Source organism: Acinetobacter sp. TTH0-4 (assembly GCF_015602665.1).
GTDB lineage: Bacteria > Pseudomonadota > Gammaproteobacteria > Pseudomonadales > Moraxellaceae > Acinetobacter > Acinetobacter albensis.
In genome coordinates this window covers 974,054-986,905 of record NZ_CP059079.1, presented here as the reverse complement: position 1 = coordinate 986,905, position 12,852 = coordinate 974,054, and the positions used below count along the sequence as shown (strand labels likewise).

General features: G+C 38.1%; 16 protein-coding genes. 12 read left to right on the top strand and 4 right to left on the bottom strand.

Going from position 1 to position 12,852, the window contains the following annotated elements; all coding sequences use genetic code 11:
* The first annotated feature begins 76 nt into the window (after nucleotides 1-76).
* From cysT to H0S58_RS04525, 4 genes are read left to right on the top strand one after another with little or no spacing between them, the layout of a single operon-like run.
* Nucleotides 77-910, top strand: a complete 834-nt coding sequence (gene cysT, locus H0S58_RS04540) for a sulfate ABC transporter permease subunit CysT (RefSeq protein WP_195727279.1) — start codon at nucleotides 77-79, stop codon at nucleotides 908-910.
* Nucleotides 907-1,800: a sulfate ABC transporter permease subunit CysW gene (gene cysW, locus H0S58_RS04535; protein ID WP_195727278.1), complete on the top strand. Its 894-nt coding sequence runs from the start codon at nucleotides 907-909 to the stop codon at nucleotides 1,798-1,800. Before cysT ends, cysW begins: the two co-directional genes overlap by 4 nt.
* Before the next feature lie 11 nt (nucleotides 1,801-1,811).
* Nucleotides 1,812-2,873 (top strand): sulfate/molybdate ABC transporter ATP-binding protein, encoded by a 1,062-nt coding sequence (locus H0S58_RS04530; RefSeq protein WP_092719837.1) that lies wholly within the window; start codon nucleotides 1,812-1,814, stop codon nucleotides 2,871-2,873.
* 54 nt (nucleotides 2,874-2,927) lie between these two features.
* Nucleotides 2,928-3,851 carry a CysB family HTH-type transcriptional regulator gene (locus H0S58_RS04525; protein WP_092719838.1) on the top strand — a complete coding sequence of 308 codons (924 nt, stop codon included), beginning with the start codon at nucleotides 2,928-2,930 and terminating at the stop codon, nucleotides 3,849-3,851.
* Between the two features lie 227 nt (nucleotides 3,852-4,078).
* Here the strand turns inward: H0S58_RS04525 and carO are convergent, their stop codons facing one another.
* Nucleotides 4,079-4,831: an ornithine uptake porin CarO gene (gene carO / locus H0S58_RS04520; protein ID WP_195727277.1), complete on the bottom strand. Its 753-nt coding sequence runs from the start codon at nucleotides 4,829-4,831 to the stop codon at nucleotides 4,079-4,081.
* 306 nt (nucleotides 4,832-5,137) lie between these two features.
* Between carO and dapD the strand changes: the two genes are divergently transcribed.
* From dapD to H0S58_RS04490, 6 genes are all read left to right on the top strand, one after another.
* Nucleotides 5,138-5,959 (top strand): 2,3,4,5-tetrahydropyridine-2,6-dicarboxylate N-succinyltransferase, encoded by an 822-nt coding sequence (gene dapD, locus H0S58_RS04515; RefSeq protein WP_053578304.1) that lies wholly within the window; start codon nucleotides 5,138-5,140, stop codon nucleotides 5,957-5,959.
* 116 nt (nucleotides 5,960-6,075) lie between these two features.
* A complete protein-coding gene (queE, locus tag H0S58_RS04510; RefSeq protein ID WP_195727276.1) occupies nucleotides 6,076-6,786 on the top strand; it encodes a 7-carboxy-7-deazaguanine synthase QueE in 711 nt (236 codons plus the stop codon).
* A gap of 42 nt (nucleotides 6,787-6,828) precedes the next feature.
* Nucleotides 6,829-7,500 (top strand): 7-cyano-7-deazaguanine synthase QueC, encoded by a 672-nt coding sequence (queC, locus tag H0S58_RS04505; protein ID WP_053578306.1) that lies wholly within the window; start codon nucleotides 6,829-6,831, stop codon nucleotides 7,498-7,500.
* Nucleotides 7,501-7,513: 13 nt separating this feature from the next.
* A complete protein-coding gene (locus tag H0S58_RS04500) occupies nucleotides 7,514-7,924 on the top strand; it encodes a hypothetical protein (protein WP_053578307.1) in 411 nt (136 codons plus the stop codon).
* Between the two features lie 59 nt (nucleotides 7,925-7,983).
* The gene (locus H0S58_RS04495; RefSeq protein ID WP_195727275.1) at nucleotides 7,984-8,679 is read left to right on the top strand and encodes a diphthine--ammonia ligase; all 696 of its coding nucleotides are present in this window, start codon (nucleotides 7,984-7,986) and stop codon (nucleotides 8,677-8,679) included.
* A 10-nt stretch (nucleotides 8,680-8,689) separates the two neighbouring features.
* Nucleotides 8,690-9,148: a peroxiredoxin gene (locus H0S58_RS04490; RefSeq protein ID WP_053578309.1), complete on the top strand. Its 459-nt coding sequence runs from the start codon at nucleotides 8,690-8,692 to the stop codon at nucleotides 9,146-9,148.
* Nucleotides 9,149-9,310: 162 nt separating this feature from the next.
* On the opposite strand, the gene H0S58_RS04485 is transcribed toward H0S58_RS04490, so the two are convergent.
* Both H0S58_RS04485 and H0S58_RS04480 read right to left on the bottom strand, forming a co-directional pair.
* Entirely contained in the window at nucleotides 9,311-9,844 is a 534-nt protein-coding gene (locus tag H0S58_RS04485; protein WP_413784417.1) for a YceI family protein, read from the bottom strand.
* An 87-nt stretch (nucleotides 9,845-9,931) separates the two neighbouring features.
* A complete protein-coding gene (locus H0S58_RS04480; RefSeq protein WP_195727273.1) occupies nucleotides 9,932-10,507 on the bottom strand; it encodes a nicotinate-nicotinamide nucleotide adenylyltransferase in 576 nt (191 codons plus the stop codon).
* Nucleotides 10,508-10,610: 103 nt separating this feature from the next.
* Between H0S58_RS04480 and H0S58_RS04475 the strand changes: the two genes are divergently transcribed.
* Complete coding sequence (locus H0S58_RS04475; RefSeq protein WP_195727272.1) at nucleotides 10,611-11,411, top strand: enoyl-CoA hydratase-related protein; 801 nt, start codon at nucleotides 10,611-10,613, stop codon at nucleotides 11,409-11,411.
* A 103-nt stretch (nucleotides 11,412-11,514) separates the two neighbouring features.
* On the top strand, nucleotides 11,515-12,276 hold the full coding sequence (locus H0S58_RS04470) for a nitroreductase family protein (RefSeq protein ID WP_195727271.1): 762 nt from the start codon (nucleotides 11,515-11,517) through the stop codon (nucleotides 12,274-12,276).
* Nucleotides 12,277-12,452: 176 nt separating this feature from the next.
* On the opposite strand, the gene H0S58_RS04465 is transcribed toward H0S58_RS04470, so the two are convergent.
* Nucleotides 12,453-12,770, bottom strand: a complete 318-nt coding sequence (locus H0S58_RS04465; protein WP_195727270.1) for an NGG1p interacting factor NIF3 — start codon at nucleotides 12,768-12,770, stop codon at nucleotides 12,453-12,455.
* Nucleotides 12,771-12,852 lie beyond the last annotated feature (82 nt).

Genomic DNA, 12,852 nt, shown 5'->3' with positions numbered 1-12,852 from the left:
AAATTATGCTTGTGTCAAATTAAACTTTATTTCTGCTGGCCATATTGGTCAGCATTTTCTCTTTTGAGGAGTCAGCATGTCGCAGCGATCCCGAGTGCTGCCAGGATTTGGTCTTTCTCTAGGCTTTACCCTAGCGTATTTGTCATTAATTGTACTTATCCCACTGTCCGCAGTGTTTATTAAATCACTTGGCATTGGCTGGGATGGTTTATGGGAAATTTTAAGTTCAGAACGTATTTTAAAATCCTTACAGCTCAGTTTTAGTACAGCCCTGTTTGCTGCATTAGTAAATGTGGTGTTCGGTTTATTATTGGCGTGGTGTCTGGTGCGTTATACCTTCCCTGGTAAACGAATTATTGATGCCTTGGTTGATTTACCTTTTGCTCTACCTACAGCAGTTGCAGGTATTGCCCTGACATCTTTGTACGCGCCGACAGGCTGGATTGGTCAATATTTGGAACCGATGGGTATTAAAGTGGCCTATACCCCGATTGGCATTACGCTTGCGCTAATTTTCATCGGGTTACCCTTTGTCGTCCGTACTGTACAACCGGTATTAAGTGATTTGGAAACAGAACTTGAAGAAGCAGCGTCAGCACTGGGTGCCAACCGTTTGCAAATTGTGACGAAAATTATTTTACCTATCTTGTTTCCTGCGCTGCTGACTGGTTTTGCCTTGGCCTTTGCCCGCGGTGTGGGTGAATACGGTTCTGTCATCTTTATTGCAGGTAATCAGCCTTTTGAGACTGAAATTGCACCGCTCATGATTATTTCTCGTTTAGAAGAGTACGATTATGCGGGTGCAACCACCATTGCTGTAGTGATGTTGGTACTTTCTTTCGTCATTTTATTCCTGATTAACTTGCTACAAGCATGGGCAAGCCGCCGCACAGGGAGAACTGCAAAATGAGTTTAATTACAAATAGCAATGCTTTAGCAAAAAAGCTGCAATCTCGAGATGCGACGCGAGAACCGACTTGGGTACGTAATCTTCTCATTATGATTGCTTTAATATTTTTCTTAAGCTGCCTGATTCTGCCTTTAATTTTAGTTTTTGTTGAAGCCTTTAAGCAAGGTGTCGGCGTTTACTACCAAGCGCTTATTCATCCAGATACCTTATCGGCAGTTAAATTAACCTTACTGACCGCAGTCATTGCGGTGCCATTAAACGTGGTATTTGGTGTAGCAGCAGCGTGGTCCGTTGCAAAATTCAATTTCCGTGGCAAGTCTATTCTCACCACCATTATTGATATGCCTTTTTCAGTTTCTCCAGTCATTGCAGGTTTAATGTTGGTGCTGATGTTTGGTACTCAAGGTTGGTTCGGCGGTTGGTTAATGGACAACGACATCAAGATTTTATATGCCGTACCTGCAATTGTACTTGCGACCATTTTTATTACTGTACCTTTTGTTGCTCGTGAACTGATTCCGCTGATGGAAGCACAAGGCACTGAAGAAGAAGAAGCTGCCATTGTACTGGGTGCATCAGGCTGGCAAACCTTTTGGAAAGTTACTTTACCAAATATTAAATGGGGTTTAATTTACGGTGTGATTTTGTGTAATGCCCGTGCCATGGGTGAGTTTGGAGCAGTATCTGTCGTATCGGGTCATATTCGGGGGGAAACCAACACGTTACCTTTGCATGTAGAAATTCTCTATAACGAATATACCTTTAGTGCCGCATTTGCAGTGTCATCACTGTTGGCTCTTTTGGCGATTGTCACTCTGATTTTAAAAGCATGGGTTGAGATTCGCCAAGAAAACCAAAACAAACATAATGAAGATTCAACAGTTTCTTAAGGAATGACATCATGAGTATTCAAGTTAAAAATATTGAAAAGCACTTTGGTGCATTCCATGCATTGAACAATATTTCACTAGATTTTCCAGAAGGTCAATTAGTTGCACTATTGGGTCCATCTGGCTGTGGTAAAACCACTTTACTTCGTATTATTGCCGGTTTGGAGTCGGCAGATGGAGGCCAAGTTATTCTTGAGGGTGAAGATGCAACTGATGTTCATGTCCGCGAACGTCAAGTGGGTTTCGTATTTCAGCACTATGCTTTGTTTCGTCATATGACTGTATTTGACAATATTGCTTTTGGTTTAAGAGTTCGTCCACGTAAAACTCGCCCCTCAGAGGCTGAAATAAAAAAACGTGTAACTCGATTATTAGATTTGGTTCAATTGGGATTTTTGGCAGATCGCTTTCCTGCGCAACTCTCAGGTGGTCAGCGTCAACGTATTGCTTTAGCACGCGCATTGGCCGTCGAGCCTCGAGTATTATTGCTTGATGAACCGTTTGGTGCTTTAGATGCCAAAGTGCGTAAAGAGCTTCGTCGTTGGTTACGTACCTTGCATGATGAATTGCATATTACTTCAATTTTTGTTACCCACGACCAAGAAGAAGCATTAGAAGTTGCAGATCAAATTATCGTCATGAATAAAGGCAATGTTGAGCAAATCGGTTCACCGCGTGAAGTGTATGAACACCCTTCTACTCCGTTTGTCTTTGACTTCTTGGGTCAAGCCAATCGTTTTGAAGGTCAGCATCAACAAGGTATTATTCAAATTGGTGAAGACCGTATTTTATTGCCTCAAGCGACCGATGCGCCTCAAGGTGAAATTATTGCTTTTGCTCGCCCAAATGAATTGCGTATTCATGCAACTCCGCAAGAAAATGCGATTCAGGCCACTTTCTTACGAGAAATATGGATTGCAGGTAAAGTGATTGCAGAATTACAAGATCGTCAAGGCAACTTAATTGAAATCTCATTACATTCCGATGAGTCCACTCTGCATCAATTAAAACCAAATCAAACAGTGTGGTTAAGCCCGACAGCATTGCATTTATTTGCCAATGACGTTGCTTAAAACAGCTTTAGATGAGGTACAAAAGCCTCATCCCCTTTTTAGGTATACAGAATTATGAATTTCCAGCAATTAAGAATCATTCGAGAAACCGTTAGACAAAACTTCAATTTAACTGAAGCCTCGGCTGCACTTTACACCTCACAATCAGGGGTAAGTAAACACATCAAAGATTTAGAAGATGAGTTGGGCGTACAATTGTTTATCCGTAAAGGTAAACGCTTACTCGGTTTAACCGAACCTGGTCAATCATTACTCGGAATTGTTGAGCGTATGTTGGTCGATGCTGATAATATTAAACGCTTGGCAGATGACTTTAATCGCGTCGATGAAGGAACACTCACGATTGCCACGACCCATACTCAGGCACGTTATGTATTACCGCCTATTGTGAACCAATTTAAAAAAGAATTTCCAAAAGTACATTTAATTTTGCAACAAGCAAGTCCTGTTGAAATTACTGAGATGTTATTGCAAGGTGAAGCAGATATCGGAATTGCAACCGAATCGTTAACCACAGAAGATAACTTGGCAAGTGTCCCTTTTTATGAATGGCAGCACAGTATCATTACGCCACAAAATCATCCGCTCGCCAATAAGTCTCAAATTCTGTTAGAAGATTTATCTCAATATCCAATTATTACCTATCATGGTGGTTTCACAGGCCGCTCCAAAATTGATAAGGCTTTTGAGGATGCGGGTATTGATGTCGATATTGTCATGTCTGCTTTGGATGCTGATGTGATCAAAACCTATGTTGAATTAAATATGGGAGTCGGTATTGTCAATAAAGTGGCTTACGATGCCGAACGGGATTATCGCTTAAAACAAATTCCCACTGATATTTTCGGTATGAATACCACTTGGATTGCAGTTCGTAAAGGTCATTTACTCCGTGGTTATGGTTATGAGTTTATTTCACTTTGTTCGCCAGAAGCCGATATAAAGGCACTAAAAAAAGTCGCTTATCCAGACGACTAAAACCTGAAAAGACATCAAGGGGATAATTCAATCCCCTTTTTTATTGGTCAGTTTTTTTGATAAAACGATGATCATATTTACTTTTGAATCAATGAAACTACGTTATTTAATTTTTAAGTTTCATTTTTGTTTGGGATCATTTAAATAAATCATTACAGAAGAATCATATCTAAAAATTCAAAAAATAAAAAAACGAGCCGAAGCTCGTTTTTTTAAAGAATATTAACTTACCAATGGAAACTTACACCCACTTTACCCACAGGCATCCACTCGTATTTGTCATCATTTGCTATTTCATTAGCTTCTTTATTAACGGCATCTTGAGCTGATACAGTATTACCATTTACTGGAACTAAATTACTTTGTGTTAAGTTAACGTCTGGGTTACCAGTGTAATAAGCACCGACTTCACCAAACACACCCCAGTTCTTATTAATTTTTGGTGCAAAACCAAAACCTACATATGGTGCAATATCATTTTCATATGACATTTGACCACGTACAGAACCTTCATTAGCGCCTGTTGCTAATTGATAGTTATTACCATCAATGCTTAAAGTTTCACCTGCACCAATACGTTTTTGTAGATCATATTGATTATCTAGATAACCTACACCCGCAGCCATATATAGACCTTGAGCCCACATATTATTGCTTGCGCCCCAAGGACGAATCTCAGCATTTAAGTAAGCAAGTTTATTGTCCATATCTAAGTCATATTTTGTACCGTTTACAGATACATCATCAGACCAAGAAATATCACCACCATTATAACCCAGTGCTAAACCTACATATGGGTTTGCCGTCCAAAGTAAAGCACCACCATAACCTGTCGTACCTATTTCAGCACGAACACCTGTTGGAAGCAACTGATTTTGCTCAAATACATAACCATCTTGTACTACAGAATCATCTGCCATTGCTGTAGCAGAAAAAGCTGCAAACAATGATGCTGCTAAAATTGTACTTAAAGTTTTCATTGTGTATCTCCTCAAATAAATAACGCGTTTCTTTTTTGACATTCATACTTATTTCTCGCATGAACTATAATTTATAAACACATAATGTTTTATTCTAAATTTGCTTAGTTTTTGTTATTTTTTGATACATTTTCATTTTTCACATTGATTCCTAAATCTTTTTTGGTTAGTAAATCTTCAAAAACCCTCTTTTAAAGCTTAAATTTTAATCCTTAATAATTAATTCCGATCCAAAGCCACTTTTTCATCAATTGTTAGCTCAATATAGTGTAAAATCTTGAAAATTTTTTTTGGAAATGGAAGATCATGTCTCAGCTTTCAACAATCATTGAACAAGCTTTTGATGACCGTGCAAATTTTACCGCAGCCGATTGTTCTGCTGAAATTCGCAGTGCTGTAGAAGAAGCAATTGCAGGTCTAGATAACGGCACACTTCGTGTAGCTGAAAAAATTGATGGTGAATGGATTGTTCATCAATGGCTTAAAAAAGCTGTTTTGTTGTCTTTTAAATTAAATGATAACAAACCGATTGAATCTGGCGATCTTCGTTTCTATGACAAAGTAGATACGAAATTCAAAAACTGGACTGAAGCACAATTCAGAGCTTCTGGTGTACGTGTAGTACCACCTGCTGTTGCTCGTAAAGGTTCTTTCCAAGCTAAAAATGTAGTATTGATGCCATCTTATGTAAACATTGGTGCATATGTTGACGAAGGCACCATGGTAGATACATGGGCAACTGTCGGTTCATGTGCTCAAATTGGTAAAAATGTACATTTGTCTGGTGGTGTAGGTATTGGTGGTGTGCTTGAGCCATTACAAGCCAATCCAACGATTATTGAAGATAACTGTTTCATTGGTGCACGTTCAGAAATTGTTGAAGGTGTTATCGTTGAAGAAGGTTCTGTTATTTCAATGGGCGTATTTATTGGTCAATCAACCAAAATTTATGACCGTGCAACAGGTGAAGTACATTATGGCCGTGTACCTGCGGGCTCTGTAGTTGTAGCGGGTAGCCTACCGTCTAAATGCGGCACTTATAGCTTATATGCTGCAATTATCGTGAAAAAAGTCGATGCACAAACACGTTCTAAAACAAGTTTGAACGATTTATTACGCGAAGACTAAGATGTCTTAACGCTCTTGCGGAATTTTAGCCATCTTGCGTCTCTACGATCAGACATGACCGTAGAGATTTTTGTTTTTGTACCCAGTTATTTGTTTTGGTGTGGTAATTTGTTGTTATGAATACACTTCGATCTTCCGCTATCCCTGTTTCCGATCCGTCTGCGGGTTTACGCATTACGGAGATTTTCTATTCATTACAAGGTGAAGCGAATGCAGCGGGTCTGCCAACGGTTTTTATTCGTTTAACTGGCTGTCCTTTACGTTGTAGTTATTGTGATACGACTTATTCGTTTGAAGGTGGTGAACGTCAATCTTTAGAGCAGATTATTCAAACCACGCTCGATTTTAAAACCCCTTATATTTGTGTAACTGGTGGTGAACCACTTGCTCAGCCAAATGCTCTTCCTTTAATGACACGCCTTGCCGATTTGGGCTGCGAAGTGTCTCTTGAAACCAGTGGTGCTTTAGATGTCTCTAAAGTTGATCCGCGTGTTTCTAAAGTGCTTGATTTAAAAACACCAACCTCTGGTGAAGAAAAAAGAAATTTACTCAGTAATTTGGATTATTTAACTCAACATGACCAAATCAAATTTGTGATTTGTAATCGTGAAGATTATGAATGGTCAAAACAGCAAGTTAAACAATACCAATTAAACAATAAAGTCAGTACTGTTTGGTTTTCCCCTGCTTTTGCAGTTGAGAAAGGTCATGTTGGTTTACCCCAACTTGCTCGTGATTTAGCACAATGGATTTTAGACGACCATCTCCCTGTTCGCTTTCAGTTGCAATTACATAAATTGCTATGGAATGACGAAACTGGTCGTTAATTTTATTGTGATGATTGAATAAAGATATTTGGAGATTTTAATATGCGCGCTCGTGCAATCGTTTTATTATCTGGCGGTTTAGACTCAACGACGTGTTTGGCTTGGGCACAAGCACGGTATGAATGTATTGCTGTAAGTTTCATGTATGGTCAACGTTCGACCACTGAACTGGATGCAGCACGCGCCTTAACACAAGGTGCAGGTGTAGAACATCGAGTGATCAAGATTGACTTGGGGAATTTAGGCGGTTCTGCTTTAACAGACTTAAGTATTGATATACCTGAACAGGAACAAGAAGGTATTCCTGTAACTTATGTTCCAGCACGTAACACCATTTTTCTCTCTTATGCTCTGGCTGCGGCTGAAGTTTTTGGTGCAGAAGCAATTGTGATTGGTATCAATGCCGTTGATTATTCAGGATATCCAGACTGTCGTCCTGAATTTATTGATGCTTTTGAACGCATGGCAAGGTTGGCAACTAAAGTCGGTGTAGAAGGAAAACCTCTTAAATTTGAAACACCTCTGTTACATTTATCCAAAGCAAATATCATTCGCTTAGGTATAGAACATGGCGTAGACTACAGTCAAACGGTGTCTTGCTACCAAGCAGACGACCAAGGACGTGCTTGTGGCAAATGCGATAGTTGCCGTTTACGCAAACAAGGTTTTGCTGATGCAAGTGTCGAAGATCCAACACGTTATATACCGTCATAACAGGTTCCCATATATGAAAAATTTAAAATCAAACATTATTCTTTCTACTTTATTTTCTGCTGTAGCGTTAATGACTACTGCTACACATGCAGCAGAATCTAATAAGCTGCAAGAAGCTTATAAAAGTACCAATGTAAAATCAGCTTTGATCAATGTTTGTAAAGATGAAACTGGAAAAAGTAAAAAACTATCTGCTGCTGAAGTCAGCAAATATTGTACTTGTGCAGTTGAAGCAGATGGTAAATTGACTAACTCGCAAAAATGGGAAATCCAAAGTTCTGTGAATCAGAAGAAAAGTCCTGCAACTTTAGCTTTTGTACAAAAACAGAATAAAGATTTACAAGCATGTTTTGGCCCTCAGTTAACAGGTAAATTAAAAACTTTAACTGAAGATGCAATGAAAGCAGCTCAAGCCAAAAAATAAGCTCAGTCAAATTCAATAAAAGCCTGCGATATGCAGGCTTTTTTATATGTAGAGATACTATGCAGCAACTCTGGAAAACGAATGCGACTCAACGCAAATTTATTGTGTCCTATAGCGGTGGCAAAGACAGTACATTGGCGCTCTACCACGCAAAAAAAATGGGGCAATGTCTGGGTTTAATCGTGATGCTTGAAGAACAAGGCCAACGTTCACGCTCACATGCTATGCCAATGGACATTATTTATGCACAAGCTCAAGCATTAGGTCTTCCTGTACTATGTACACGTTCCTCTTGGCAAAATTATGAAACCAAGTTTCTTGAATTATTACATCAGGTAAAACAGCAAGAGGTAGAAGTGTTGGTGACAGGCGATTTAGATATGCCTGAACATGGATGTTGGCATGACAAAATCACACAACAAGCAGGTCTTAAACTGTGTATGCCGCTTTGGGAACGCCCTCATATTGAGGTCATTAAAGAGTTTATTCAGCTCGGTTTTAAAACTAAAATTGTGACTGTAAATTTAAGTTTAGGTATGGCGGTTAAAGACTTAGGCCAAGTTTTGACTTTCGATTATATTCAGGAATTACAGAATAGAGGGATAGACCCATGTGGTGAAGGTGGAGAATTTCATACGACTGTTTTAGATGGCCCGATCTTTAAACATCCAATTCCTGTACGTTCTGGTGAAATTCTGTATCATGGTGATTATGCTTTTTTAACTCTCGAATTAGAACAAGATTCAAACACTTAAGGAATTATTGATGACCAGTATCACTCTTCCAAACCAAATTTTTCCAACCACAACGGGTGAAGTTAATTTATCCGCTGTTTCATCAGAATGGTTGATTGTCTATTTTTATCCAAAAGATTCAACGCCAGGTTGCACAACACAAGCTGTCGATTTTTCAGCTTTAAAAGATCAATTTGATGCTTTAAATACCACAATTTTTGGAATTTCTCGCGATTCAGTTAAAGCACATCAAAACTTTACGGAGAAGCAAACACTTCGTATTGATTTGATTAGTGATAAAGAAGAAACGTTGTGCCATCATTTTGATGTCATTAAAGAAAAAAACATGTATGGGAAAAAAGTGATGGGCATTGAACGTTCAACCTTTATTTTTCATAAGGGTACGTTGGTAAAAGAATATCGAAAAGTCAAAGCGGCAGGTCATGCTCAAATTGTTTTAGAAGAACTAAAAGCTCTTCAGGACAGTTGATTTTTAAATTTTGTCTTAGCCTTATAGATGACAATATAAGGTATTAGTATGCATAAAAATATCAATTGCCGCAGCTAAAGACTTTAACTTCAGTTTTGACACAACCAGCAAAAGCGAATAAAAAAAAGCCATCTTTAAGATGGCTTTTTGAGTTTCTAAATTTTAAATGGCTTGCCATTGACCTGATAATTGAATATTCACTTTTTCACCTGCGCCACCTATGGCTTTTTTCATACCAAAATCAGTACGATTAATGATAGTAGAAGACTGTACATCCAATATTTTTGGATTACTTGCATTTGGCTTTAACGTAGTATTAAAAACCACAGGTTTGGTCACACCGCGCAAGGTTAAATTGCCTGCAATATTATATTTTCCCTGACCTAAGGACGTAAAATTGGTGCTTTTAAAACTGACTGTTTTATATTGAGCTGCATTAAAAAGATCTTCGCCCATAATCATTTTTTTAAGCGATGGTTTACTAAAACTTAGGCTATTCACATCGAGCACAAAGTTGGTATAAGCCTTTTGTGGAGCGTTAGAATCAAAATTCATTTTAGATTGAACTTGATTAAATTTACCTTTGACCACAGATAAACCGACCGATTTAATTTCAAAACCCACATTACTCTGAGGGGTTAAAGTCCAGTTTTGTGCATTGACCTGAGTCAACCCGGCTAAACCTACTGCACCCATAATCAATGCACTTTTCATTATTTTTTTAATCTTCATTTCACTTAACTCCTAAGTAATTTCATTCGTTTCCTTAAAAAGCAAGATTACTTAAGATTTATCTAAATTAGTTTTATCTTGAGTCAGATATTTGTTTTGCAATTGTTGATAAATACACGTTTTTTGAAAATTTTGTAAAAATTCACTGGTTCCTAAAGGTAGAGCGGATTCAATAATTTCGCCACGATAATAGGCTTCACGTAGCGGAGTTGCTGAGATTGAACCTTTTAAACTGTCCAATTCAACCAAAGTCCATTCAGGGAAAAGTTGAAGATAATATGAAGAATCATCTTTGAAATGCCCAATCAAACCCACTCGGTTGTCAGGCTCCACGACTTCTGCTACCAACGATGTCACCAGTTTTTGCCATTTTTCATCGTTATACATATCTACAACATGAACAAATTTAATCCGCCTTTGATCTGATTTCGAAAAATTGGATAAAATCATTTTTTGACGTTCAAAGACAGTGAATGGATTTTTAATATTGCGTTCATTCTGTGCAGAACCTAAAGCCAAAATAATTGTTTGGCATTGTTTTAAAGCAATTTTAATCGTTTGCATATGGGCCAAATGAAAAGGCTGAAAACGACCAATAAAAACTAGATAATCAAATAAATAATTCATAACAGATCAATTTTTTATGACTCATGAGTTGTGTCACCTAAATAAATATGCGACATAATAAACAGCATAAAATCAAATTAAGTTTTAAAGCAAGGATAGTACGATGACACTGAGCTGTATTCAACAACCACATGAACATTTGGATGCGAATTTAGAAAATGGCGTACTGACCTTAGCCATTAATAGACCAAAAGCAAAAAATGCACTTTATGGCGAACTTTATTTATGGATTGCGCAAGCATTTGATGAAGCCGATCAAGATAAAGACGTTCGTGTATTGATCTTCCGTGGTACGGATACAGATTTTACTGCTGGTAATGATATGCAGGATTTCATGAAATCAGCAGCCATGAAAGGACAAGCACCTGCAAGTGAAGGCCCTCCATTTATTTTATTAAAAGCTGCAGCAAAATTTTCCAAGCCACTGATTTGTGCAGTTCGTGGTGTTGCGATCGGAATTGGTGTCACTATTCTGTTGCATGCTGACCTTGTATACAGTGACCCTACTGCCCTCTTCCAAATTCCTTTTGTCAGCTTAGGCCTATCCCCAGAAGGTGCTTCGAGTAAACTTTTGGTTGAGCAAGCGGGTTACCATAAGGCAGCTGAACTTTTATTGACTGCACAGAAATTCGATAGTGAAACAGCCTTGAGTATCAATTTAATCAATAGCATTGAGGATGATGCTTATGCTAAAGCGCAAAAACAAGCTGAAATAATGTCTGCCTTGCCTTTAGCTTCACTTAAACAGTCAAAAGCACTGATGAAGCATAATGTGAATGAGATCGTGGCATGGATTGATCACGAAGCGGAAATCTTTATGCAACGTGTCGGCTCCCCTGAAATGATGGAAGCTGTTGCTGCATTTATGCAAAAACGTAAACCTGATTTTTCACAATTTAATTAATGATCTTGACTGTTCAATAAAAAACCACTCAACAATCATCTTGTTGAGTGGTTATATCATTCTAAATTTTACCAAAACGTCTATATTTTCATCTGAGAAAAAAATGAGCCATTCAACAGAAGTCGAAAAAAAGCGATACTTTGAACCTGCACCACATGATCTTGATGTAGAAAATTTTAAAAAAGTGATTCAAAGTCGTCGTTCAGTTCGTAAATTTACCAATAAAGCGATTCCAGCCAATGTACTTGATGATTGTTTAGATCTTGCTTTGCTTGCACCCAATTCATCAAACTTGCAACCGTGGACCTTCTATATAGTGCAAAATCCAACGAAGAAAAAGCAGTTGGTTAAAGCATGTTTAAGTCAATTGGCTGCGAAAACAGCTTCCGAGTTAATTGTTTGTGTCGCACGTATAGACCGCATTGATGAAATGGCCAAGCAAAATGTTAGTCAATTTCCTTTTCCTGAAGCACCTAAAGCAGTGAAACAATATTACCGTTTTATTCCTTATAACTACAAAACAGGTTACTTCAATGCACTGGGTCATTTCAAAAAAGTAGCATTTAAAGTAGCACGTCAACTCGACAAACAGCTTCCTGTCACTGCATTTAATCCAGCAGATGCCAAACTTTGGGCGAGTAAAACCACTGCGTTGGCCTGTGAAAATCTAGTATTAGCATTGCGTGCCTATGGCTTTGATAGCTGTATGATGGAAGGTTTTGATGAGCCCTTGGTCGCTAAAATCTTAGGGTTAAACGATCAACAGTTTCCAGTGATGGTCATTGGTGCAGGTGAGCGTGCAGAAGATGGTGTATTTTTCCCGCAGTATCGTTTTGATCGTGACTTGTTTATTCAAAAGGTTTAATTTTAAATAAGCATAATTTTATCCACATCCATCAAGTAGTTTAAACCTACCTAGATCTAGATGTTACTTTAAGACTCTATGTCACTCAATCCTATGTATAGACAGAATATTCATCTTTGAAACTCTGTCTGTCTAAGGGGTAATATTTGAGTCCCCCTTTCACCAGCCATATAGCATCAATCATTTATATCGACTGTTTGAATAAATTCAAAAGCAGGTTCTTCATAAGGATGAGTTTGCTTTAATGCTCTGGCCACGTCTCTTGCTTTATCTTCTGCGACTATGATTTCCACTCGCCATTCTGATACTTTTTCTAAAACATCAAGTTGCCCCATAAATGGATGTGCTGCTTTTACTGGTTTAAATTGTCCAGTTCCTAATACCTGCCAAGCACAATGTTCATAATTTCCAATCCCACCACCACCTGCATTAAAAATAGCACTTTTGGTCGATTCAAGATGGGTTTCAGGTACATAATAAATGAGTTTGAGCATGTAATAACCCAATTTAAAAGAAAAGAAATATCCATAAACTCTATGCTATTTTTCATAATTATTGTGAATCTATATCTCAAGG